This window comes from Lacimicrobium alkaliphilum, assembly GCF_002591895.1.
GTDB lineage: Bacteria > Pseudomonadota > Gammaproteobacteria > Enterobacterales > Alteromonadaceae > Lacimicrobium > Lacimicrobium alkaliphilum.
Genome location: NZ_NISX01000013.1, coordinates 103,636 through 128,863 on the forward strand (window position 1 = coordinate 103,636; position 25,228 = coordinate 128,863).

Below are 25,228 nucleotides of genomic sequence, written 5' to 3' on the forward strand. Positions count from 1 at the left end.
GTAGTTTACGGAACTTTATGCTCTCCTTTCCAGAGATCCTTGAGTTTTTCTCGTTCACGAACCAAATGACATTGTTCGCCATCCACTAATATCTCTGCTGGCCGGCAGCGGCTGTTGTAGTTCGAGGCCATGGTAAAGCCATAGGCTCCGGCGCTTCGCACTGCAATCAGGTCACCCTCGTCGATCGCCAGTTGCCGATCTTTACCCAGAAAATCCCCGGTTTCACATACTGGACCGACCACATCATAGGTGTAAGAGGTTCGCTGGAGCCCCCGATCCACTTCAACAATATCCATCCAGGCGGAATATAATGCCGGGCGGATAAGATCATTCATGGCGGCGTCTATGAGGGCGAAGTTCTTTTCTGCTCCCTGCTTGAGAAACTCTACTTTGCTGACCAGGATACCGGCATTGGCCATGATCGCCCGGCCCGGTTCAAAGATCAGCGGCAGATGACGCCGTTGTTGCATACGATCGACAATGGCCTTTACATAGGCATCGGGTTGCGGTGGCTGTTCATCTTTATAGGTGACGCCCAGACCGCCACCCACATCAAGGTGTTCGATTTCTATACCCCGGGCGGCTAATTCGTCAACCAGTTCCAGTAATCTGTCCAGTGCATCCACAAAGGGGCCCACTTCGGTCAACTGTGAACCTATATGGCAATCCATACCCACAATTTTCAGGTGTGGCATCTGGGCAGCCTGGCTATAGACGTCCACTGCCTGCTCACGTTCAATACCAAATTTATTGGCCTTAAGGCCAGTGGAAATATAAGGGTGAGTTTTGGCGTCTACATCGGGGTTAACCCGCAAAGATATCGGGGCCTGCTTACCCACTTCACCTGCAACTTTATTAATACGTTTGAGCTCTGAGGGTGACTCAACATTGAAACATTTAATCCCCTGCTCCAGCGCATAGGCAATCTCATGTTCGGTCTTACCGACACCTGAAAAGACCACTTTAGCCGGATCGCCACCGGCTTCGAGCACACGGGCCAGTTCCCCGCCGGAGACAATATCAAAACCCGACCCCAGCTTGGCCAGTACGCTGAGCACGCCGATATTGGAGTTAGCTTTCACCGCGTAGCAGATAAGGTGAGGATGATCACCAACGGCATCATCAAAGGCGCGCCAATGACGCTCGATGGTGGCACGGGAATAGATATAGCAGGGGGTACCGTAGTCGGCCGCAATCTGGCTGACCGGTACATTTTCTGCCATCAGCTTTTGTTGTTGATGTACAAAGAAATCCATCTAATTCTGCTCTTTTTCACTGGTGGGTTGAGTCTCAGTTTGTTCGCTTTTATCCGGCTTATTGTCAGCGGCCGGTTCGGGCATAAACAATGGGCCTTTCTGGCCGCATCCTGCCAATAAAAGCAGGCTCACTGCGGCTGTCAGTTTTAACCTTTTCACGGCGTCACTCTACAGAGGTGTCAGATCGGCTATGATGGCATTGCCGGGACAAAAAGCAAAGTGCGAAAAAGACCAAAATCGGTCCCGAAACGCCTATCTATCGGGGCTTCCGATGCTTTCTAATGGTCAGGGCTTTATAACGGCCAGGTCCGATGGAAAGGTTCCAGTGCGTTAAAGAAACGATCCCGGAATAAGACAATGGGTTTGAGAGGGCAAAATCTGCGCCCGGTGACTGCAGAAAAGGCTGGGGTTAGAGGGCTGCTATTCTTTATACTACGCGCATTATTGAATGACAGGATTTTTACACGATGTCTTCTGCAAACAAGGTAACTCTGACGCCACCCGGTACACCTTTTCATATGGCAGAAACGGCGACTCAGCCGTTGGCTGATTGTCTGCACCTGATAGGATTCGGTTTTGACGGCACTGCGTGCTTTCGCAAAGGCACCCGCAACGGCCCGGATGCGTTGCGTGAGGTGTCTGAAGATATCGAGAGCTATTCCCCCTACCTGGATGCGGATTTGGAGCAATGCCGTTTTGTGGATATGGGCAATCTGCAATTAGGTGTCAGCGATGATGTGGAGCAGCAGTGGCAAAGTGCTACCGATGACTTTGAGCGGTTGTTTGGCGCCCGGGATCTTGAAAAAGACAACATCCGTATTATGACCTTAGGGGGGGAACATTCTATCTCCTATGCGCCAATCAGGAAGTACCTTGAGCAGTACCCTGATCTGGTGGTGGTGCATCTGGATGCCCATGCGGATCTCCGCGATGGCTATGAAGGCTATCATTTTTCCCATGCGTCCATTATCCGCCGGGCGCTGGATCATTTTGGCCCGGATCACCAGTTGGTGCAGTACGGCATCCGCTCAGGAACGAAAGAGGAATATCAGTGGATGCGTGAAAATAAAACCATCCGCACTTCCAGAGACAGTTTTCTGGAGTCTATCGATGCCATTGCCACAGACAGGCCTGTGTATCTGACTCTGGATCTGGATTATTTTGATCCCAGCTTCTTGCCCGGCACCGGCACCCCTGAGCCTGGCGGCGAGGACTTTCACTCTTTTGTTAAACTGATCAAACTGCTCAGTAATAAGAAACTGGTGGGCTGTGATGTAGTGGAACTGTCTCCGGAAATCGACAGCTCCGGCAACAGTGCCGTATTTGCTGCTAAGGTGGTACGTGAACTGATTCTTTGTATGCAGGCCTGAGCAGTGTTGCGCAACGTGTTTTAATTTTTTGTGTCGACAAAAAGCGAAGTAAGCAGAGTCGACTTTATTTGGGAGAGAACAGATTGGCGAACTGGACAATTGAAGATGCTGAACGGCTTTACCGGGTAAAACGCTGGGGCGGTGGTTATTTTGAAATTGGAGAGAACGGTAATCTGCATGTTACTCCGGCGTTCGACAACCCCGATGTCAGAATTGATTTCAATACGGTAATCGAAGAGATCAAGCAGGAAGGCGTACAGTTTCCTGTGGTGGTGCGTTTTCATGACATTCTGCGCTCGCAGGTCGCGTTGTTAAACCAGACTTTTCGTCAGAGCATTAAAGAAGCGGAGTATCAGGGGCAGTATCAGGGGGTTTATCCGGTCAAGGTCAACCAGATGCGTGAAGTGGTGGAAGAGATTGTCGATGCCGGCGCGCCTTATGACTATGGCCTCGAAGCCGGGTCCAAGGCCGAACTGCTGACGGTGCTGTCGTTCGAGACCAGTGAGAAATCGCTGACCATACTCAATGGTTATAAAGATGAAGAGTTTATGCGCCTGGCCCTGCTTGGCCGTAAGCTGGGGCGCAACATCATCGTGGTCGTGGAAAAGTACTCAGAGTTATTATCGCTGGTACGTATCGCTAAAGAACTGAATATCGATCCCATCATCGGTGTGCGTTCGAAAATGACCGTAAAAGGCCGGGGCAAGTGGGAAAGTTCTGGTGGCGACCGGGCCAAGTTTGGCCTGACCATTGCCGAGATCATCAATGCGGCCAAATATCTGCAGGAGCAGGGGTTGGGTCATTGTCTGAAACTTCTGCATTTTCATATTGGCTCGCAGCTGACTGATATTCGGTCTGTCAAAGACGCCGTTGCCGAAGGCGGGCGTATTTATGCTGAGTTGCGTAAGATGGGCGTCGACATGACTCATGTGGATGTCGGTGGCGGCCTCGGGGTGGATTATGATGGCACTCAGTCCACCAGTGACTCGTCGCGGAATTACAGCATGCAGGAATATGTGGCCGATGTGGTTTACGGCATGAAAGAGATCTGTGACCTGGAAGAAGTGCCTCACCCGAACCTGGTCAGTGAGAGCGGCAGGGCCATCACTGCCCACCACAGTTGCGTGATCACCCAGATCGTGGGTGAGATAAAGAACAGTGACATTCAGTTTGATACACAGGCTAGTGAAGACGAACACGTGCTGGTCAGCAACATGCGTGATTTGGTACCTGCATTTGATAATGGCAGCAACCTTCAGGAGATTTTTAATGATGCATCGCAATGGAAAGAGCAGGCCATCGAGGCCTTTAAACTGCGTGTTATCTCATTAGAAGAGCTGGCCAAACTGGAAACCCTGTACTGGCAGATTATGGCGCGCCTGAATCAGGAGCTGAAGCAGGTTGAGTTTGTGCCGGAAGAGCTAAAAGGGCTGGAATACGCCTTATCGTCTCAGTACCTGTGCAATTTCTCTATCTTCCAGTCTGCCGCTGATACCTGGGCCATTGATCAGGTGTTACCTGTGGTACCCATTACGCGAATGAACGAAGAACCTTCCGTGAATTGCTCGCTGGTGGACATTACCTGCGACAGCGACGGTAAAATCGACCAGTTTATTGGCGAACAGGGAATTTCCGATGTACTACACCTGCATAAACTTAAACCCGGTGAAGAGTACTACGCTGGCCTGTTTCTTACCGGCGCCTATCAGGATGTGATGGGAGATATGCACAATCTTTTCGGCCGTCTGAATGAAGTGCACATCTTCAGTGATGATGATGATCCGGCTGATTTTTATATCGAAGAAGTGGTCACAGGTTCGTCTGTAAGTGGTGTGTTGTCGATCATGCAGTATAACCCTTCGGCCATGGCCAAGGACGTAAAACGGGCTATCGACAGGCAGGTGGCAGCGGGCAATATTAAACCCAGAGAAGGGGTGAAATGGACAGATTTCTATGAAGACTGCCTGCACGGTTATACCTATCTGAAAACCGGAAAATAACAGGGTAAAAATGACACAATATGGTGTGGGAATACTGATCTTTGATGACGTGGAAGTGCTGGATTTCTGTGGTCCTTTTGAAGTGTTTTCCACAACCCGTCTGAAAGAGCCTCGTCAGCGTCAGGACCCCAGCCCTTTTGAGGTATTGTTGCTGGCTGAGAAGGACGGCCCAGTAACGACCAGTGGCGGCATGCAGGTAACCCCTCATACAACTCTGGAGCTTTGCCCGGCACTGGATATTCTGATCGTGCCGGGTGGCTGGGGCACCCGCGAACTGGTCACAAATCAAAGGGTTCAGGACTGGCTGGTGGAGCAGGCACCGCGAGTCAGTACGCTGGCATCGGTTTGCACCGGTTCGATGGTACTGGCTCAGGCAGGCCTGTTAAAAGGCCTTGAGGCTACAACCCACTGGCGCTCACTCCAGCGCATGCAGGATAACTTTGCCGACGTCAAAGTCGTTTTTGATAAACATTTTGTGTTCGGGGAAAAGATCTGCACCAGTGCCGGTATTTCGGCCGGAATCGATATGTCTCTGAAAATGGTTCAGCACTATATTGGTGAATCGGTGGCCCGGGCCACTGCCAGGCATATGGAGTACCCTTTTCCCGATTCAGATAAGCGCAGAATCACTGTTTAGCCGGATTGTCTGATTCTGCTGACTGGCAGACCACACACAGTGCCAGGCTACTTATCCTTTGGGCAACAAATCGGTAAGGAGCAAGGCGATACCCAGGAATGACATAAAGCCCGCAATATCGGTAATGGTGGTGAGAACAATAGACGAGGACTGAGCCGGGTCCATACCTAACCGTTTCAGCCCCATGGGTACCAGTGCGCCGGCACTGCAGGCAATGACCAGCGAACTGACCATGGCCAGACCCATGACTAGTGCCAGGCCCACTGACTGGCTCCAGAAATACACTGCTGTCGCACAGGTGACGGCAATGATGACGCCATTGAGAAACCCCGCTCGCATTTCTTTAAATAGCACTCTGGACCATTGCCTTGTGGTGATTTCGCGCAGGGTTAGGCCACGCATCGTCACCGCCAGTGCCTGCGCACCGGCGTTTCCGGACTGGCCTGCGGCTACGGGTAACAGAATGGCTAGGGCAGTCACTTCCGCAATCAGATTTTCAAACATACCCACCACGGCGGCGGCCGCGAAGGCTGTCAGCAGGTTTATCTGCAGCCAGGGCATACGCCGGGTAACGGCAAACCAGCTACTGGACAAGGCTTTTTCTTCTTTGCTAACCCCCACCATCGTTTGCATATCAGTAGCCAGATCTTCTTTTGTCGACTGGTACACATCGGAGTAACCAATCTGCCCGACAAGCAGGCCCTGTGCATCCAATACCGGTATCGTCTGCGTATGCTGACCCTCGAATGTTTCCACTACGGTATCTTTATGATCAAGCACACTGAGCGTGACCTTAACCGGCATAGCGATATTGCTCAGCAAGGTAGCGGATGAGGAGGTAACCAGCTCGGTAAGTTGTACCTGGCCAGTTAATTGTTGTGACGGGTCAAGCAGAAAAAGCGTGTTTGGGCAGGCCTCTTTGCTTCTGCGCAGTCGGGCCAACGCATCGGCCACTGTGGTATCAGCAGAAAATGCCTGAACATTGGTTGTCATCATTCTTGCGGCACAGTCTTCCGGATAGCTCAAAAGTGTGCGGTATTCTTTGACCAGGGCACTATTGTTGGCTTCCAGTAAGGTAAACAGTTTATCCTGTCTCGCAGAGGACAGACGGCTGAGCAGACTGATCGCCAGATGACTATCGAGAAAAGCGATCAGGCGCGCGGCAAAATCATCATCAAAGTGTTCAAAGCAACCGTCAGAGCACCCCGGAGGTAAATGTTTCCAAAGACCGGCAACCAGATGCATGGGCTGTTGCTGCAATAATCCGGCCGCCTGGTTGGCTGGCATCATTTCCAGGTAGCGCGCACTTCTGGAAGGATAGTCTGCCATAAATACATGATTCAGCTGTGCGGCAGTATCGTCGAGGTGATCAAGAGATTGCATCTGTTTTCTCCTTACCCTTTTGTCTGAGGACTAAACAGGTCCAGTAATGCGCCGATTGAGGCGCCATACAGGTTAAGCACCTCGTAAGGTAAAGCGGCGTGTCTTTGCGTTCCCTGTTTATTCAGCGCATGGCGGATTTGATGATGGTGAATCACCCCGATTAATTCATTGTCATAGTTGACCACCGGCATGCTGTCACGATGACGCCAGTCATCAAGGTCTATTGCGGCGCGCAATTCTGTAAATCCGTTGAGACCAGAGGAAGGCTGTTCTACAAGTCGTGAAACCAGCGTCGACTCGGACGCATGCAGTAATCTGTAGAGACTCACCGGGCCAATTAGCTGGCGCTTCTGATTGACGACGAAGCAGTGTTGCAGATTTGCAGCCGTACTTTTTCTGATGCGTAAAACGGCATCCTGCGCATGCATGGTGTCGGTGATCATCAGCAGGTTGGTTTCCAGCCAGGCTCCGACAGTGTACTCGGGATAACTGAGCAACCGCTGACAGGCGGACTTTTTTCGTGATGACATCAGTGCGAAATAGAAGGACCGTTTACGGTCATCAAAATGCCGTAAAATAGTGGCAATATCGGCACTTTTTAGTTCAAAAAACAGCCTTGAACACTGTTCGTCAGACAATAATGACAAGATACGGGACGCATGATCCGGCACCATGGCTGTAAGCCCCTGAGCTGCCACATCTGCAGATGCCTGAGAGAGCAGCCCGGCAGCCTTTTGTGGTGTTTCACGCTCTAACTGCCGCGCGGCAGCCCGCGGCTGCTCTTTAAGAAAATGCAGAGCCAGATTAAGATTAGCGGTGGTCATGTTACCCCCGGGGCGTCAGGTTTTCAGATGCGCTCGCCGGTGTGTCTTTTTTGAGCACACAACTGTTGCTGTCCATCCAGTGTTTACCGGGAATCAGGGTTCTGCCTTGCTGGGTTTCCAGTACCAGCATGCTGTCGGTAATCTCCAGCAACACGCCCTGTATGTCGCCGATGCGTATATGATCCTGCAATTTACAGTGTTTTCTGGCCTGCCGGGTGCCGACCAGATTCGCCACCAGATCTTTACTGCCCAGACCAAAAGCCAGTGCCAGTCCGCCACTGAGCACGGCTAACAGCACCACCACCAGGCTGGTAATAAACTGAATGTTGATCCCCAGTTGTTCAACACCGATCACCAATGCCGTAAACATTACGGCATATCTGACCAGGCCAGCCAGTAAGATAACCTTTGGAAGCCGGGCGGATTCAGCAGTGGCTTTGGTCATTGAACTGAGCAGGTTCGCAAGGACAATACCACCGAGCATAATTAACAAACCAGCCAGTAGCCTGGGCAGATAAGTAAGAAACTGGCTCAGCCAATTCGCGAAAAGCTCCAGGCCCAGTGTTGATGTCGCCGCAGCCAGAAAAAACAGGATAACAATCCAGAACACAACCCTGGCAGCAATGCGTCCATGATTTGGCTTGATGTGGACTGAACGGTGCAACGCTGACAAGGGTTTAATCAGCGCCAGCAAACGATTGATTAAACTGACCATCGATCGCGTCAGCCGTGACAGCAGCCAGGCAATGACCCAACCAGCCAGCACCAGCAACAGTGCGCCGAGTATTTGCGGCAAATAGGCGATGAGGTGCTCAGTTAAGCGAGCGTAGAGGTCAGTTATAGCCTGTTGCCAATGGCCTGTTGAAGGTGTGGTTGTCATCAAGGACTCCCCCTGCATTGCTTGCTGTTTCACCCAAGATACTCTGAGCATAACGTGTAAGTATAGGTATAAATGCTGTCTGTATTCTTTTTGCCATGGGCCGCGGATAACAATTGGCAACAGGAGAACACAATTCACTACAAACTGATGAAGAACAGCGCGATGCAAAGCTCTAAGCTGCAGTCATTGTTATTATATTGGAGCGAAACGATGAGCAGCAGAAACAAGCAACTGGCAATAGGTCTGGCGATGATGATGACCTGTACTCAGGCTGCCTGGGCCACGGTAGTAGAAGTGCAAACGGTGCTGGGCAACTTCCAGATCAACTTGTTTGATAATAAAACGCCGGCCACGGTCACCAACTTTCTCGGTTATGTGAACTCAGGTGCCTACTATAACAATGTGGTGCATCGCAGTGTGCCGGATTTTGTGATGCAGGCCGGTGGGTTTACCTATAATGATGAGTTTCCTCTCGATCAGGTAACCAGAGGCCCCGCGGTGGCTAATGAGCCGGAGCTTTCCAACCTCAGGGGCACCATCGCGATGGCTAAGTCAGCCGGTGATCCTGACAGTGCCGCGTCGGAGTGGTTTATTAATCTGGCCGATAACAGCGCTAACCTGGATGTTCAGAATGGTGGGTTCACTGTATTCGGTCAGGTACTTGGAGAGGGTATGGAGGTAGTGGATGCCATTGCCGAACTGCAAACCTATGATGCTGGTGGTGCATTGAAAGAGATTCCGCTACGGGATTATTCTGAAGACCAGGAAGAACTTAAAGCAGAAAACCTGGTACTGATCACCGATATTGTGGTGGTTGATGCGAATACTGACACCCATCCGGAATTACAGCCGACACCAAACACTCTGATTGATGAGCAAAAGGACAGTGGTGGTTCAGGCTCCTCTGGCGGCGGAATCAGCTGGGGGGTGTTGGCTTTGTGTCTGGTCGCTATTCTGCGAGGCTGGCCTTCTTCTCGTCGTCATTTTCGCGGATAGGCTTGAGTACGTGCTCTTTATAATTCTGCCAGAAGTCAGGGTTGTTTTTGGTGAACCAAAATCCAATGCTGCTCAGGTAGGGTTCTGACCTGAGCACTTCCACCAGCGCCGTATCAATTTTTTCAATGGTGCGTTTGCCCCATTCGGTGTTACTACAGCCTATAGCCCCGATAATGGGGCTGTTCTGGTTCTGAGCAATCGGCAGATAGTAAAGATTTTCCTTTTCTGTCAGTTCAAAATAACGGCCGATTACCGGGTAGTCGAGGGTATAATCCAGCCTTCCAAGTGCCACCATATTAAGCGCCAGCGTGGACTTACCAGACAATACCCTGTGGTTCGGCTGACTTTCACTGAATTGGTCAAGTAGCGGTTGTAACTCATCTCCATATGCCCTGCCAAGGGGGCGTCCAAATTGTAAGGACGGATCCTGTAACAGGGCTGCAAAATCAACCGGTTGACCATATCTCTGACCAATCAACCCGGCAGAAGAGGCACTGGCGATTAGCTGATGGGGCTGGTAATACAAGGTGGCAGCTGAGTAGCGGGTAATCGGCGTGTCAGGGCGCTGGATCATGCAGGGAAAACATAGCGGCGCCCGTTTCTCTCTGAGTCTGGCGATTCGCGCCGGGGGAATGGTCAGGACTTCATGTTCCGAGTCTGGCATTGCCTGAATCATTTCTTTCACCAGCACATCGCAAAAACCCTGGCTTTGATAATCACCATCGAGAATGTGAAACGGCGGGCCATCGTTAACCGCCCAGGTAACCTTGTGAGGCTCCGGGGAAATAAACGGTTCGGCTTGAAGAGTCAGGCCTGACAAAGATATCAGAACCAGTGCTAACAAGCCTTTGGTATATTCCATATGCATCCCTTTTCCAACAGCCGGGCTGTTGCGTATTCGTCGCAGTTGCGATGAACGCATAGCTCAGCATGACCCCTATTATAAATCATTACGCCCACTTCGAAGGCAAGGATCGTAGTTGATTAAAGTACATCTGCCTTATTTTTTAGGCCACTTGTCGATGATTGTTTGGTTGAAACTTACGCATTTTGCCGCAAAGCGCTATCTTGCCCGGCTTCCCTGGTTTTGAAACTATACCCAGCGGTTTGTGAGGTATATAAATTAAGGTGACCTATGACGTTACGTAGTCTTGTTTTGCTGTTGTATGTGTTTTCGGCCCTGGTATCGGCTGATGCCATTCGCCAGAGCAAAGGTAATTTTGAAGATAAGTTCAGACAACTGGATGAGGTTTTGCCCACGGCAAACGTTTACCGCAATGCTGCTGGTGAACCCGGCCACCAGTACTGGCAGCAGCAGGTAGACTACAAAATCAACGTCACTCTGGATGAATCCCGTCGCCGTCTGCAGGCTACCCAGCAGATCCGGTACCAGAATAATTCCCCGGATACGCTGCGTTATCTGTGGCTGCAGCTGGACCAGAATAAATTCAAACCAGACTCAATGGCGGAACGCAGTACTGCCTTTGCCGGTATTGGTCGTCGCGGTCCGGCCACTAAAGCCGGCGATGGTGACAAGCCTGCTCGTCTTAGTCTGGGAGAGCTGCGACGCCAGCAGTTTATGCAGGATAATGAGCTGGGTTATGAAATCGGCGCTGTCAATGATGCGATGGGAAACCGGCTTCGGGCCACCCTGGTGGGCACGAATATGCGCATCGATTTACATCAGCCACTTAAGCCTGGCGAGACGGTATCATTCTCCCTTGATTACGCCTTTAATATCGTTGAGGAAGATGCGGTAGCGGCCCGTGCCGGCTACGAGCACTTTGCTGACGACCCGCGGGAAGGTGGCAACGATATTTTCCTGTTGGCACAGTGGTTTCCTCGTTTGCATGCTTATACCGACTACGAAGCCTGGACCAATAAAGAGTTTCTGGGGCGCGGAGAGTTTACCCTCGAGTTTGGTGACTATGAGGTAGAGATCACCGTACCTGCTGACCATATCGTGTCTGCCACAGGCAGCCTGCAAAACCCCAAAAAGGTACTGAGCAAAACTCAGCAACAAAGACTGGAGGAGGCAAAAACGGCAAAACGGCCGGTGTTTGTGGTCACCGAAGAAGAGGCTTTGGAAAACGAGAAAGCGGCAACGGATAAAACCAAAACCTGGCGGTTTAAAGCGCAAAATGTCCGGGATTTCGCCTGGGCCTCGTCGCGCAAGTTTATGTGGGACGCCAGAGGTTACCAGCAGGGAGGCGATGAACAACCACTGGTCATGGCCATGTCCTTTTACCCTAAAGAAGGGGGGGAGCTCTGGAAAAAGTACAGTACCGAGTCTATCGTGCACACCATGGAGGTGTATTCGCGCTTTTCCTTTGATTATCCTTACCCGGTGGCACAGTCAGTTAATGGCCCGGTGGGCGGAATGGAATACCCCATGATTACCTTTAACGGCCCCCGTACCGAATTACAGGATGATGGCAGCCGCACATACTCACAGGCAGAAAAGCGCTTCCTGATTGGCGTGGTGATCCATGAGATCGGGCATATCTATTTTCCGATGATTGTTAACTCCGATGAGCGTCAGTGGACCTGGATGGATGAAGGCCTGAACAGCTTTCTCGATGGCGTGGCAGGTCGCGAATGGGACCCGGACATTCCATGGGGTGTGGAGCCTCGTGATATCACTGGCTACATGAAATCACAAGTGCAGGTTCCGATTATGACTCAGTCTGACAGCATACTGAAAATCGGTCCCAATGCGTACACCAAGCCTGCCGCCGCACTGAATATTCTGCGCGAAACCATATTAGGTCGCGATTTGTTTGACTTTGCGTTTAAAGAGTATGCCCGCCGCTGGAAGTTTAAGCGTCCGACTCCGGCTGATTTCTTCCGCACCATGGAAGAAGCCAGTGGCGTGGATCTGGATTGGTTCTGGCGTGGCTGGTTTTACACTACCGATCATGTGGATATTTCTATCGACCGGGTCTACAAGCTGAGAATGGACACCAAAGATCCGGATATCGACTTTAAACGTCTGCGCCAGCAGGAACTGGACAAGCCCTTATCAATCACGGTTGAGCGTAACCGTGAGGAAGGCGACCTGTGGGTAGAGCGTAATCCTGATATCACTGATTTTTATGATGAGAACGACCGGTTTACTGTCACCAACAAAGAACGCAATGAATACCGCAAGTTCCTTAAAGAGCTGGATGATTGGGAGCGTAAGGTCTTTGAGCGTGCCGTCAGTGAAGATCGCAATTACTACGTGATGGAGTTTTCCAATCTCGGTGGTCTGGTGATGCCGATTATTCTGCAACTGGAGTACGCCGATGGAAGTGAAGAGATACGTCGGCTTCCGGCCGAAATCTGGCGCCGCAGCCCCAAAGCAGTGAAAAAGCTGATTGTCACCGACAAGGAGCTTGAGCAGGTAACTGTCGATCCGCGCTGGGAAACAGCCGATGTAGATGTAGAGAATAACCACTATCCTCGTCGTATTATTCCCTCAAGAGTTGAAGCCTACAAGGCGAAAAAATCTGAGGCTAAAGTGCGCAGGGATATTATGCAGGATATTAAAACCGAGCTGAAAACCGACGACGATAAAGATGATAAAAAGGAGCAGCAATGAGCCGATGGCTGGTGTTGTTGGTCATGCTGGTGGCAGCAACGGCTCTGCCCGCGGCTGCCCATCAGCAAAAAGCGGCACTGACCAAGGTATTGTTTAATCACCGCACCGGACAACTTGACGTGATGCACAGGTTTTACCTGCATGACGCCGAGCATGCGGTGAAAAAACTCTTTGATCGTAACGCCGATATGCTCAATTCTGCAGACACCCAGCAGGCGTTTGCCGACTATGTGGCAGCCCGCTTTTCACTGCTGCATGAGCAGCAGCTGCCCCTTGAACTGGTGGGGTCTGAAGTTGAAGGCAAGTTCTTCTGGGTTTACCAGCAAATAGCCATACCAAAGTCGGTGACTGAACTGGCGGTCAAACATGATGCCTTAAGGGATATCTGGCCAGAACAGGTTAATCTGGTCAATATTGAAGGCAAAGAACAGATCCGTAGTCTGAATTTCGAGGGCAGTACCGAAGTCCTCAGCGTCAGCTTCGAATCTCATCATCACTGAGAATAGATAAGCGCGCTGTCCTGGCGGGGTGAACTTTTCCCCCGTCAGACTATCTATGCTGTTACTTTCAATGGACTGTGAAGACCCTTTGCTGCCTAAAACGAGCCCGGTACAAGCTTCTCTGCTGCCATTTATCCTAATTTCACTGCTGATCCACGCCCTGGCATTTTGGGGGCTGATCAGATTACAGTCTCAGGCCATCGCGCCGATGGTCACACACAAAAAAACTAACATGTCCATTAAAGCCCGCCTGTGGCAGGCCCCTGCGGCCGTTGCGCCGCCTTCCAAACCGAAAGGGGAGCCTGAGTCAGCACAGAAGGCAGAGCCGTTACCCGAAAAAAGTGAGCCAGCGCCTCCTCAACCCGATCAGCCGGAAGTAACAGACAATAAACCGGCTGAGCAGATTAAAAAAACCGAAATAGCACCCAGCAACCCGACGCAGGATACGACAGACGCTGGTTCTCAGGCAGAGCCTTATAATCCTTCGCAATATAAAAGTGCGGCACAGCGACATTTGTCTGGCTGGCATTATCGGCAACAGCAGCAATTAGCCGAACAGGCGGCCAGCGAGTACCGGCAACAGCAACAGAATCCAATTGGCGAGATTCCGGACTATACGGAAAAACTGAGTGAAGATGAGAAACTCCGTCAGGCCATCACCAAAGAAGTAAATTGTGAAGCGGGTATAAATAGCACGATTGCCACCGTGATGAGGTTCGCAGGTGGCGCAGTCCGCTGCAGTAAACGGGGCGCCTTTCAGCAGTATATTGATAAACGGCTGGATAAAACCCAGAACGATTGATTTCATCAAAGAGATACAGAGGGCTCGGAGAAGCACAATATCATGTGGGGTCCAATTTATTGGACTGACCCTGGCTACTTGTCGAATAAATTCGACCCTACACTGTCAATATACAAAGGGCGCTGGATGCCCAGCAACCTTTGAATTACCAATGTGCTGTTCAATAACACCCAGCTATCAAAGGTGCTGGACAGGCCCGAATACTGCACCCGGGCATGACCGCACGTCGTTCCCGTAGCCGTTGGCGGGAACCCAGCGCCCTTATTTTTAACCACGAACCACACGAAAAGCACGAACGTTGAAACAAAACTGCTCTCCTTTTTCTTTCGTGCTTTTAGTGTTTTTCGTGCTTTTTGTGTTTTTCGTGGTTGATTGCTTTTCACCACGAGGGCTCGGAAAAGTACAGGCATTAAACCGTTAATTCCTCAGTGTTCTCTGTGCCTCTGTGGTTATTTTTGTCTTTTTCAAAAGCTGTTAATAACGGAATGAGTTATTGCATAAAAATGCATTAAAAAAGGATGAAAATACGTTATTCTCTGGGCCCTTAGCGCACACAGAATAAGGGGAGCGGGAAATGCCATTGAATATAGCCAAGTTTGGCGGAACCAGCGTTGCCAACATCGATGCGATGAGCAGTTGTGCTCATGTTGTGCAGAATAACCAGGCTACCAGAGTCGTGGTGGTCAGCGCTGCTGCAGGTGTAACCAATTACCTGGTGCAATTAGCTAATGAAGAGCTGACCGCTGAGCAAATCGATGCGGTGATTGCCAGTATCGAGCAGATTGAATTTGCTATTCTCTCCGGACTGGACTCTCCACCCCAGGTGTCGGTAAAGCTAAACGAATTGCTTAACCTGCTGCGAGAACTGGCTTTCCACGAAGAGATCCTGCACCGCCCTGATCTCAAAGACGCTATGCTTTCCCTGGGTGAACGGATGTCTTCTTTGCTGTTTGCCGAATTGCTTTGCCAGAAAGGTGTGCAGGCGGAAAATTTTGATGCCCGAAAAGTGATTAAAACGGATAGCGACTTTGGCCAGGCCGCACCGGATTTTTCGCTTGTTGCGAGCCAGGCCGCTAAACTGATGAAGCCTGAGCTTTCACGCACGGTGTTGGTGACACAGGGCTTTGTAGGCTCTGATGAGCATGACAACACCACCACACTGGGTCGTGGAGGCTCGGATTATACCGCAGCATTGCTGGCCGAGGCACTGGATGCCGATAGTTGCGAGATCTGGACCGATGTCATCGGCGTGTATACCACCGATCCACGCATTACAGACAAAGCCAGGCCCTTGCCTGAGCTGAGTTTTGAAGAAGCGGCAGAGATGGCCACGTTTGGGGCAAAAGTCCTGCATCCGGCAACAATGGTGCCCGCTGTGCGCAAGAACATACCGGTATTTGTGGGCTCCAGCCGTGAACCGGAAAAAGGTGGCACCTGGATCGTCAAGGACTGCAAAAATGAACCTCATTTCCGCGCCCTGACGCGGCGTCGGGATCAGGTGCTGGTTACCATCAAGACCCCCAGCATGCTCTATGCCTCCGGCTTTTTGCAGCAGGTATTTGGGATCCTGGCCCGCCATAATCTCAGCGTCGATCTGGTCACTACCTCTGAAATTGCCGTGTCCCTGACTATCGACAACCCGCCCAACTCGGTGCGTGCACGACTCAATCGTGCCACCATTGAGGATCTGAAGCAGATCAGTGATGTCAGTGTTGAAGAAGGCTATGATCTGGTCACGGTGGTGGGGAACAATATGCACAGTTCCGCCGGGGTCTCCAGTCAGATATTCGAATCGGTCAGAAACTATAATCTGAGACTGATCTGTTATGGGGCGAACCCGCACAATATCTCTTTTCTGGTGGCCAGCAATGACAGTACCGGCGTTGTGAAGGAACTACACAGGGATCTGTTTGAAGGCGAGTAATGAGCGATTATGACGGTGGCCGGGGCTATGGTAAAATCCCCGGCAGCAAACCCACCATTGAACCCTGCACATGGTCCGACGTACAAAGGCTGAAGCCGAAGCCACCCGCGCCACGATTCTGGATGCCGCTGAAAAGCTATTTTATGAACAAGGTGTGTCGCGTACCACACTGGATAAAATCGCCCGCGCGGCAGGGGTAACCCGGGGTGCCGTTTACTGGCATTTCGATAATAAGTCGGATTTATTTACCGCCATGCTTGAGCGAATCCGGCTTCCCTTTAGGATGATGCTCAGTGAAATGGATGGGGCTGCAAAGTCTGACTCACTACAAAGTATCCGCGACATTATGATTCGTTCTTTGCAGATAGTGGGAGAGAGCGAACAGCATCGTCGGGTACTGGGTATTGTTTTTCACCGCTGTGAATACATTGATGAACTGAACCCTGCCGTGCATGAGCAGGAGAAGCTGGATATGGAAGTGCAGCAGACCCTGGAGCGTGCTTTTGAACGAGCAAGGCAGTCAGGCCAGCTTAACCCGGACATCAGCCCGGGCCTTGCTGCCAGCGCCCTGCATGCCTATATCAGCGGGTTGATAGGTAAGTTTTTACTGACTCCCAATCAATGTGACCTGTCACAATGCGCTCCGGCTTTAATTGATTGCTTTTTAAATGGGGTAAAGAGCCAAACCTGATTGAAAAGTTCTATAAAAAAGTCGCTAATCATAAAACCCCATAGTCCAACTTTCCCTGTTGTTGTTACACACCGTCCCTGGTGTGTCAGTTACCTTTATTTCTTTCTGACAAAGTATTTCTGTACCACCAGATAAAACACCGGTACCAGGAATATAGCCAGCAGTGTGGCGGAGATCATGCCGCCCAGGACACCGATACCAATGGCGTTGCGGCTCGCGGAGCCTGCGCCACTGCTGATGGCCAGTGGCAGCACCCCTAGGGAAAAGGCCATTGATGTCATAATGATCGGCCGCAGACGCAGGCGAATGGCTTCTATAATGGCATCAAACAGGGCCTTACCCTGATCCTGCAACGCGCGGGCAAATTCTACGATCAGAATGGCGTTTTTCGATGCCAGCCCCATGGTGGTCAAAAGCCCGACCTGAAAATACACGTCATTACCAAGCCCGGTCAGATAAGCTGCTGACAGGGCACCAATGATCCCCAGTGGTACCACCATAATTACCGAAAACGGAATTGCCCAGCTTTCATACAGTGCCGCCAGACACAGGAATACCACCAGAATGGACAAGGCATACAGTGCAGGTGCCTGGGCGCCTGACATACGCTCCTGATAAGACGTACCGGTCCACTCAAAGTCAATGCCCTGAGGCAGTTGATCTATCAGCCCGGCCATTTTGTCCATGGCATCACCTGAGCTGAAGCCCGGTGCCGGCTGGCCCTGAATTTCCATGGCGGGTACACCGTTATACCGCTCAAGGCGCTGTGGTCCGTAAACCCAGCGGGTACTGGAAAATGCGGCAAAAGACACCATCTCGCCCTCGTTGTTGCGCACATACCAGTCATTAAGGTTATCCGGCATCATCCTGTACGGCGCATCGGCCTGCACATATACCTTCTTGACCCGGCCTCGATCAACAAAGTCATTTACATAGCGCGAGCCCCAGCCAATCGACAGAGTCTGGTTAATGTCATTGATGCTTACCCCCAGGGCTTTAGCCTTGAGTTCATCCACATCGATTTTAAGCTGTGGAGCATCTTCCATACCATTAGGCCTGACGCCTACCAGGCTCGGTTGCTGCGCGGCCATGCCCAGAAGCTGATTTCTGGCCTGCAACAGTGCTTCATGGCCCAGCCCGCCCCGGTCCTGCAAGAACAGACTAAAGCCTGTGGCATTGCCTAACTGGGCGATGGGTGGCAGATTAAAGGCAAATATCTGTGCTTCCTTGATCGTCGAGAAAAAGCCCATTGAACGACCAATAACAGCCTGCACTGACTGGCTTTCATCCCGCTCGCTCCAGTCTTTGAGCCGCACAAAGGCCAGCCCCATGTTCTGCCCCTGACCGGCAAAGCTGAAACCGGATACAGTAAATACCGATTCTACCGCGTCTTCCTGATCGTAATAGTCGGAGATTTTCGTCATTACCGCTTCGGTGCGCTGCTGACTGGCACCGGTAGGCAGTTGCACCAGTGACAGGAACACGCCCTGATCTTCATCGGGCAGAAATGATGTAGGCAGGCGTAAAAACATCACGGCCATCACTGCGACGATTGCCAGATACACGGCCATTGATCGCAGAGGCCTTTTCAGCATACCGCCAACCATGCGCTGGTAGCCCTGATTACCGCGCTCAAAACCACGGTTGAAGCCGCCAAAAAAGCCACCTTTGCTGTGATGGTCGCCATTAACCGGCTTAAGCATGGTGGCACACAAAGCTGGTGTGAAAATCAATGCCACCAGTACCGACAGCGCCATGGCAGAGACGATGGTAATGGAAAACTGCTGATAGATAGCCCCTGTAGCACCACCAAAAAATGCCATGGGCACAAACACTGCCGATAGCACCAGGCCGATACCGATCAGAGCACCAGTGATCTGGCCCATGGATTTGCGGGTGGCCTCAACCGGGGATAAGCCCTCTTCGGTCATCACCCGCTCGACGTTTTCCACCACGACGATGGCATCATCCACCAACAGGCCAATGGCCAGCACCATACCGAACATGGTCAGGGTGTTAATGGTAAAGCCAAATGCGGTCATAATCGCAAAGGTGCCCAGCAATACCACGGGTACCGCCAGAGTGGGAATCAACGTGGCACGAAGGTTCTGCAGAAACAGATACATCACCAGAAAAACCAGCGCAATGGCCTCAAACAGGGTTTGTACCACCGAACTGATAGAGATTTCTACAAAGGGCGTGGTGTCGTAGGGGATTACCATTTCCAGCCCCGGGGGCAGGAAAGGCGACATTTCCGCGAGAATATCTTTGACCTCTTCTGCGGTATCCAGCGCATTGGCCCCGGTAGCCAGCTCTATGGCGAGACCGGTAGCCGGATCGCCGTTGTAGCGGCCTATCACTGAATAGTTTTCACCGCCCAGCTCCACTCTGGCCACATCTTTCAGTTTTACCTGTGACCCATCGGCATTCACCCGTAGCAAAATCTCGCCAAATTCCTCGGTACTGGTAAGGCGGGTCTGCGCCAGGATTGCTGCATTAAACTGCTGGCCCTCAACGGCGGGCGCTCCGCCAAGCTGACCTGCTGTTACCTGATTGTTCTGCTCACGAATGGCCGCAGTGACGTCCGCCGGCGTCAGTTGATACTGATTAAGCTGATCGGCATTGAGCCAGACACGCATGGCGTACTGGCTTCCGAAGACCTGTACGTTGCCCACACCATTGGCGCGGCTGACGGGATCTTTGATGCTGGACACCACATAATCGGCAATGTCATCCCGCTGCATACTGCCGTCTCTGGATACAAAGCCCACTACCATTAAGAAGCTGCCGTTGGATTTGGCCACGGCAACACCCTGTTGCTGAACTTCCTGAGGAAGCAATGGCAATGCTCGTTGCAGCTTATTCTGTACCTGTACCTGGGCGATGTCGGCGTCGGTGCCGGTTTCAAAGGTCAGCGTTACAGATACATTCCCAACCGAGTCACTTTGTGCCGACATATACATCAGATTGTCGAGGCCGGTCATAGACTGCTCTATCACCTGAGTGACCGCGTTTTCTGCTGCCTGGGCAGAGGCGCCGGGGTAACTGGCATTGATGGTGACCGCAGGTGGCGCCACCTGAGGGTATTGCTCCACCGGTAACTGCTTTATAGACAGCAGCCCGGCAAGCATGATCACAATGGCGATAACCCAGGCGAAAATGGGCCTGCCAATAAAGAAATTTGCCATTGATTAACCTCCCTGTGATGCAGATTTTGCCGTGACTACGGTAACCTGAGCACCGGACTGAACTTTCTGTAGCCCTTTGGTTATCACCCTGTCACCTGCCTGCAGACCGGATTTTACGATCCAGCGCTGTCCTCTGACCTGCCCCAGTTCCACGACCTTGCTGACGACGGTATCGTCCTTGTTGACCAGCATTACCGAGGCGTCACCTTTAGGAGTATGAGCCACTGCCTTTTGTGGCACCAAAATCGCATCTGGGTCGGTACCTAACTCAACCTGAGCACGCACAAACATGCCTGGTAGCAGATCACCTTCCGCATTAGGAAATACCGCCCGCAAGGTCACCATGGCGGTACTGGGGTCCACATTCACTTCTGAAAATTTCAGTTTGCCTTTTTGTTCATACTTCGTGCCATCTTCCAGTTTCAGGCTCACGTCGGCCTGAGAGGTGTTGTCCAGGTCGCCATTTTCCAGTTGGTGACGTAACTTTCTTAATTCGCTGGCGGACTGGGTTAAATCCACATAGATAGGATCGAGTTGACGAATGGTGGCCAGCCCCTGTTGCTGGTTAGCGGTCAGCAGCGCCCCTTCGGTTACCGCAGAGCGGCCTATCTGGCCACTGATGGGGGCGCGAATCTCGGTGTACTCAAGGTTGATTTCGGCGCTTTGTACATCCGCTTTGGCAATAGAGACCTCGGCTTCGGCCTGCATCAGGGCCGCTTCGGCATCGTCGTATTCCTGCTGACTGACAGATTTGCTGTTCAGCAAGCCTTTAAAGCGATCGGCCTTAAGACGGGCGTTGTGTTGTATCGCTCTGGCACGTGCCAGACCGGCCTGTGCACTGTTGAGAGTGGCTTTATAGGAGGCCGGGTCGATCTGATACAGTAACTGGCCCTGCTCCACCTGCTGACCCTCTTCAAACAGGCGTTTTTGCAAGATTCCGCTCACCTGTGGGCGGATCTCAGCCTGACGATAGTCTACGGTACGGCCTGGCAGTTCATTGGTCAGTTGCAACGGTTCTGGTTGCAGCTGCACAACTTCTACTTCCTGTTTCTGATTTCCCGGTCCGGCCTGCTGTTGGGGCTGACCGCAGCCCACCAGCGTGAAAGTAAAAAGAATAGCCGGAATCGCCAGTCTGTTTTGCATTGTTGTGCACCTCAATAATCCCAAAAAAGTCCGGGCAAAATAATGACGGAGAATATACATACAAAGTTGTATGTAAGCAATCCTGCCTGAAACTGATTCTTATTTCTCTATGGTCTGTACGAACAGTGTACCGCGATATACTGATGTTGATAAACGCCGGCAATACAAGGGTTACAGGCATATTATAGTGGTCGCATCGTAAAACAGGTTATCGACACGGGAAATTGTAAAAATTGGTTACCGTTGCTGAAGAATCAGCGTAAAGCAGGAATTCCCGATATCGCTACTCAGGCAGGGTTTACTCAGAAACAAGCTGGCTGGTTAGTTTGACCAGTTTTTTCCAGACGGGGGAAAGATCGGGATAGCGGCCGTTATCCCGATTCAGCCCGCCATGCTGGCGGTTGGTAAGCAGAACAATCACCAGTTGTTGTTCTGGCTGAACCAGAAATTGTGTACCGGTAAAGCCGGGGTGCCAGAAACTCACACCTGTCGCATTGTTGTCTTTCCAGAACCCCAGAGCCTGGTGGTTATCATAGGGGGTCTGCAAAAAGGTATTCAGCGTGTCAGCGTCGCAAAGCCGGAAATTCCCATACCCGCAACCGTTGAGCAGCGTCTGTCCGAGAATCGCCAGATCGCCGACGGTGGAAAAAAGCCCTGCATGGCCTGCGACACCGCCCAGGCCATACCAGGCATTGCCGTCATTGGCTTCGCCGATAAGGGTGTAGTTCCGATAAGCGGAAAACGGCTCTTTGGGTAAAGGTTGTGCTAACGGATAGGGTTTGCCTGTGGCGACCATGTTCTGCTCAAAAGGATTTCCGTGAGAGGTGGCTGCGATCTGTTTACCCTTGGCCGGAACCGGGCGATAGCCGGTGTTGTTCATACCCAGTGGGTTGTAGATGTGCCGCTCTGTAAACTGATTTAGTGGCATGCCACTGACCTTTTCAATGATCTTACCCAGCAGTATAAAGCCCAGATCTGAGTAGGCTCTGCGTTCTCCAGGTGAATAGCGCAGTGGCAGCGCGGCTATATAGTCCACAGTAGTCCGGTTGTTAGTGGTATATAACCAGGTGGGCTGCCATTGCCATAACCCACTGCGGTGGGTGAGTAACTGGCGAACGCTGATTTTGGCTTTGTCTGTACCGGAAAACTCTGCAAAAAACTTATCCAGAGTGTCATCAAGAAAAAGTTGTTGCTCACTAACCAGATGCATTAAGGATACGGTTGTGGCAGCGACCTTAGTCACCGAAGCTAAATCAAAAATTGTCTCTGAGGACACGGGGATTGGGTTTTCTGAACGCAATAACTGGCCATTGGATTGCAGTTCTGACACCTGAGCATAGCCAAAGGCCTGCTGATAGAAGATTTTTCCCTGGTGGGCGATAAGAACCGATGCACCCGTATAGAGGTCATTTTCTTCTGTGCCTGCATGGTCCCCAATCAGCGCAGCTATCTCAGAAAAATCGTACTGAGGCTCAGTGGTAGCATAAGTAAGCCGAGGATAAGTGGTTTGTGGTTCTTTTGAAGCAGTGGCTGAGGCAGCGAAAGCAGTCATCAGCGGCATGATCATTAACACAGTAAGTAAAAGGGTATTCAGGATATAGTGCATGATGGCAACGACAACGCCCGGCTTGAGGAACTTAATCATGCTTAACCTTGCCAGAAAAACCTGTAGAGTAAAACCGTCTGTAAAAGTAAACCGTATCTGACGATTGCGACAATCGATTTATACGGCGGGACAGATGCCCGGTTCTGAACTACTTTTCACTTAGGCTATAGATAGTTACGGGCGAGCAGTGCATTGAGTACTGAACCCGCTCTACGCAAAAGGAGAATATGATGAGCAATAGTAATGCACCAAGCGGTGGCAAGTGCCCGGTGATGCACGGTGGCAACACCGCTTCCGGTAAATCGAATATGGACTGGTGGCCGGAGTCACTGAATCTGGACATCCTGCATCAGCATGATCGCAAGACCAACCCCCTGGGAGAGGACTTTGATTATGCAGAGGAATTTAACAAACTGGATCTGCAGGCGGTTAAAAATGACCTTAAGGCACTGATGACTGACAGCCAGGATTGGTGGCCTGCCGACTGGGGCCATTATGGTGGCCTGATGATCCGTATGGCCTGGCACGCCGCTGGCTCCTATCGTATTGCTGATGGCCGCGGTGGTGGCGGCACCGGTAATCAGCGCTTTGCACCGCTCAACTCCTGGCCGGATAACGTCAATCTTGACAAGGCCCGTCGTCTGTTATGGCCGATCAAGAAAAAATACGGCAACAAGCTTTCCTGGGCCGACCTGATTATTCTCGCCGGCAATATGGCTTATGAGTCGATGGGGCTGAAAACCTTTGGTTTTGCCGGTGGCCGCGCCGACATCTGGCATCCTGAGAAAGACGTTTACTGGGGCGCAGAAAAAGAATGGCTGGCACCCAGTGATAACCGTTACGACGACGTAGAGAAGCCTGAAAGCATGGAGAACCCCCTTGCGGCAGTGCAGATGGGATTAATCTATGTCAACCCTGAAGGCGTCAACGGTAATCCTGACCCGCTTAAGACCGCGGCACAGGTTCGCGAAACTTTTGCCCGAATGGCGATGGATGATGAAGAAACCGCAGCGCTGACGGTAGGCGGCCATACTGTGGGTAAGACCCATGGTAATGGTGATGCAGAGTTGCTTGGCCCCGAGCCGGAAGCCGCCGATGTGGATGAACAGGGCCTTGGCTGGAACAACCACACTAAGCGCGGCATTGGCCGGGATACCGTAACCTCCGGTATTGAAGGTGCCTGGACGACTTACCCGACAAAATGGGACAACGGTTATTGTCATCTGTTGCTGAGTTATGAGTGGGAGACGAAAAAGAGCCCGGCCGGCGCGTGGCAATGGGAGCCGGTGGATATCAAAGAAGAAGACAAACCTGTTGATGTGGAAGACCCATCGATACGATGCACTCCGATTATGACCGATGCGGATATGGCCATGAAGATGGATCCGACGTATCGAAAAATCATCGAGAGATTCCAGCAGGACTTTGATTATTTCTCCGATGTTTTCGCCCGTGCCTGGTTTAAGCTCACACACAGAGATCTGGGACCTAAGGCCCGCTATCTTGGCCCGGATGTGCCAGAAGAAGATCTGATCTGGCAGGACCCGGTGCCTGCTGTGGATTACAGCCTGAGCGAGGCAGAAATAGCCGATCTTAAGACTAAATTGCTCAACAGTGGCCTGTCCTCATCTGAGCTGATCAACACCGCCTGGGACAGTGCCCGTACTTTCCGGGGCTCCGATTACCGCGGTGGTGCCAACGGTGCCCGTATCCGGCTGGCGCCACAAAAAGACTGGCAGGGCAATGAACCCGAGCGCCTGGCCAGAGTGCTCAGCAAGCTGGAACAAATACAATCCGGCCTGGATAAAAAGGTCAGTCTGGCTGATTTGATTGTACTTGGTGGTACTGCCGCAGTTGAAAAAGCGGCACGGGACGGAGGCGTGGATATCACTGTACCTTTTGCTCCGGGCAGGGGGGATGCGACAGAGGAAATGACCGATGCAGAATCCTTTGAGCCGCTGGAGCCAATTCATGATGGTTATCGTAACTGGTTGAAAAAGGACTACCAGGTTGCGGCAGAAGAACTGTTACTGGATCGCACTCAGCTAATGGGCCTCACAGCACCTCAGATGGTTGTACTGATTGGCGGTATGCGTGTGCTGGGTACGAATCACGGAGGCACAAAGCACGGCGTATTTACCGATCGTGTTGGTGTGCTCAGCAATGACTTTTTTGTCAACCTGACAGATATGGCTAATACCTGGAAGCCGGCAGAAAAGAACCTGTATGAAGTTCGTGATCGCCAGACCGACAAGGTTAAGTGGACTGCAACCAGAGTGGATCTGGTACTGGGCTCAAACGCGATACTGCGCTCATACGCCGAAGTTTATGCTCAGGACGACAATAAGGAGAAGTTCGTTAAGGATTTTGTCGCCGCCTGGACCAAAGTCATGAATGCAGACCGGTTCGATCTGGCCTGATCTTTTGGCAATGCAGTAAAACAAC

The 25,228-nt window shown here is 51.6% G+C and carries 19 protein-coding genes; 10 read left to right on the forward strand and 9 right to left on the reverse strand.

Annotated elements, in window-relative coordinates:
* Nucleotides 1–5 precede the first annotated feature (5 nt).
* Both lysA and lptM read right to left on the reverse strand, forming a co-directional pair.
* Complete coding sequence (gene lysA, locus CDA54_RS13300; RefSeq protein ID WP_099035506.1) at nucleotides 6–1,256, reverse strand: diaminopimelate decarboxylase; 1,251 nt, start codon at nucleotides 1,254–1,256, stop codon at nucleotides 6–8.
* Nucleotides 1,257–1,415, reverse strand: a complete 159-nt coding sequence (gene lptM, locus CDA54_RS13305) for an LPS translocon maturation chaperone LptM (protein ID WP_099035507.1) — start codon at nucleotides 1,413–1,415, stop codon at nucleotides 1,257–1,259.
* A gap of 308 nt (nucleotides 1,416–1,723) precedes the next feature.
* On the opposite strand from lptM, the gene speB reads away from it, so the two are divergent.
* The 3 genes from speB to CDA54_RS13320 all read left to right on the forward strand — a co-directional run bounded on the left by speB (nucleotide 1,724) and on the right by CDA54_RS13320 (nucleotide 5,263).
* Nucleotides 1,724–2,626, forward strand: a complete 903-nt coding sequence (gene speB, locus CDA54_RS13310; protein WP_099035508.1) for an agmatinase — start codon at nucleotides 1,724–1,726, stop codon at nucleotides 2,624–2,626.
* Between the two features lie 83 nt (nucleotides 2,627–2,709).
* Nucleotides 2,710–4,626: a biosynthetic arginine decarboxylase gene (gene speA / locus CDA54_RS13315; RefSeq protein WP_099035551.1), complete on the forward strand. Its 1,917-nt coding sequence runs from the start codon at nucleotides 2,710–2,712 to the stop codon at nucleotides 4,624–4,626.
* Nucleotides 4,627–4,636: 10 nt separating this feature from the next.
* Nucleotides 4,637–5,263, forward strand: a complete 627-nt coding sequence (locus CDA54_RS13320) for a DJ-1/PfpI family protein (RefSeq protein ID WP_099035509.1) — start codon at nucleotides 4,637–4,639, stop codon at nucleotides 5,261–5,263.
* A gap of 51 nt (nucleotides 5,264–5,314) precedes the next feature.
* On the opposite strand, the gene CDA54_RS13325 is transcribed toward CDA54_RS13320, so the two are convergent.
* The 3 genes from CDA54_RS13325 to CDA54_RS13335 are packed head-to-tail and all read right to left on the reverse strand — an operon-like array spanning nucleotide 5,315 to nucleotide 8,350.
* Nucleotides 5,315–6,646 carry a magnesium transporter gene (locus CDA54_RS13325; RefSeq protein ID WP_099035510.1) on the reverse strand — a complete coding sequence of 444 codons (1,332 nt, stop codon included), beginning with the start codon at nucleotides 6,644–6,646 and terminating at the stop codon, nucleotides 5,315–5,317.
* Between the two features lie 11 nt (nucleotides 6,647–6,657).
* Nucleotides 6,658–7,470 (reverse strand): magnesium transporter MgtE N-terminal domain-containing protein, encoded by an 813-nt coding sequence (locus CDA54_RS13330; protein ID WP_099035511.1) that lies wholly within the window; start codon nucleotides 7,468–7,470, stop codon nucleotides 6,658–6,660.
* 1 nt (nucleotide 7,471) lies between these two features.
* Entirely contained in the window at nucleotides 7,472–8,350 is an 879-nt protein-coding gene (locus CDA54_RS13335) for a mechanosensitive ion channel family protein (RefSeq protein WP_180237217.1), read from the reverse strand.
* Nucleotides 8,351–8,560: 210 nt separating this feature from the next.
* Between CDA54_RS13335 and CDA54_RS13340 the strand changes: the two genes are divergently transcribed.
* Nucleotides 8,561–9,346: a peptidylprolyl isomerase gene (locus tag CDA54_RS13340; RefSeq protein WP_099035552.1), complete on the forward strand. Its 786-nt coding sequence runs from the start codon at nucleotides 8,561–8,563 to the stop codon at nucleotides 9,344–9,346.
* On the opposite strand, the gene CDA54_RS13345 is transcribed toward CDA54_RS13340, so the two are convergent.
* A complete protein-coding gene (locus CDA54_RS13345; protein WP_143452295.1) occupies nucleotides 9,300–10,268 on the reverse strand; it encodes a hypothetical protein in 969 nt (322 codons plus the stop codon). The two genes, CDA54_RS13340 and CDA54_RS13345, sit on opposite strands and share 47 nt — an antisense overlap.
* 213 nt (nucleotides 10,269–10,481) lie before the next feature.
* Here CDA54_RS13345 and CDA54_RS13350 point away from each other — a divergent pair, with 213 nt between their 5' ends.
* The 5 genes from CDA54_RS13350 to CDA54_RS13375 all read left to right on the forward strand — a co-directional run bounded on the left by CDA54_RS13350 (nucleotide 10,482) and on the right by CDA54_RS13375 (nucleotide 16,846).
* Entirely contained in the window at nucleotides 10,482–12,929 is a 2,448-nt protein-coding gene (locus CDA54_RS13350) for a M1 family metallopeptidase (RefSeq protein WP_099035514.1), read from the forward strand.
* On the forward strand, nucleotides 12,926–13,429 hold the full coding sequence (locus tag CDA54_RS13355; protein WP_099035515.1) for a DUF6702 family protein: 504 nt from the start codon (nucleotides 12,926–12,928) through the stop codon (nucleotides 13,427–13,429). The genes CDA54_RS13350 and CDA54_RS13355 overlap by 4 nt, the downstream gene beginning before the upstream one ends.
* A gap of 55 nt (nucleotides 13,430–13,484) precedes the next feature.
* Nucleotides 13,485–14,231 (forward strand): energy transducer TonB, encoded by a 747-nt coding sequence (locus CDA54_RS13360; protein WP_099035516.1) that lies wholly within the window; start codon nucleotides 13,485–13,487, stop codon nucleotides 14,229–14,231.
* A 574-nt stretch (nucleotides 14,232–14,805) separates the two neighbouring features.
* A complete protein-coding gene (lysC, locus tag CDA54_RS13370; protein WP_099035518.1) occupies nucleotides 14,806–16,155 on the forward strand; it encodes a lysine-sensitive aspartokinase 3 in 1,350 nt (449 codons plus the stop codon).
* 70 nt (nucleotides 16,156–16,225) lie between these two features.
* Complete coding sequence (locus CDA54_RS13375; RefSeq protein WP_099035519.1) at nucleotides 16,226–16,846, forward strand: TetR family transcriptional regulator; 621 nt, start codon at nucleotides 16,226–16,228, stop codon at nucleotides 16,844–16,846.
* Nucleotides 16,847–16,941: 95 nt separating this feature from the next.
* Here CDA54_RS13375 and CDA54_RS13380 read toward each other — a convergent pair whose 3' ends face one another.
* The 3 genes from CDA54_RS13380 to CDA54_RS13390 all read right to left on the reverse strand — a co-directional run bounded on the left by CDA54_RS13380 (nucleotide 16,942) and on the right by CDA54_RS13390 (nucleotide 22,822).
* A complete protein-coding gene (locus tag CDA54_RS13380; RefSeq protein ID WP_099035520.1) occupies nucleotides 16,942–20,034 on the reverse strand; it encodes an efflux RND transporter permease subunit in 3,093 nt (1,030 codons plus the stop codon).
* Between the two features lie 3 nt (nucleotides 20,035–20,037).
* Entirely contained in the window at nucleotides 20,038–21,177 is a 1,140-nt protein-coding gene (locus CDA54_RS13385) for an efflux RND transporter periplasmic adaptor subunit (RefSeq protein WP_099035521.1), read from the reverse strand.
* 298 nt (nucleotides 21,178–21,475) lie between these two features.
* Nucleotides 21,476–22,822 carry a serine hydrolase domain-containing protein gene (locus CDA54_RS13390; RefSeq protein ID WP_099035522.1) on the reverse strand — a complete coding sequence of 449 codons (1,347 nt, stop codon included), beginning with the start codon at nucleotides 22,820–22,822 and terminating at the stop codon, nucleotides 21,476–21,478.
* Nucleotides 22,823–23,013: 191 nt separating this feature from the next.
* Between CDA54_RS13390 and katG the strand changes: the two genes are divergently transcribed.
* Nucleotides 23,014–25,203: a catalase/peroxidase HPI gene (gene katG / locus CDA54_RS13395; protein WP_099035523.1), complete on the forward strand. Its 2,190-nt coding sequence runs from the start codon at nucleotides 23,014–23,016 to the stop codon at nucleotides 25,201–25,203.
* The last annotated feature ends 25 nt before the right edge of the window (nucleotides 25,204–25,228 follow it).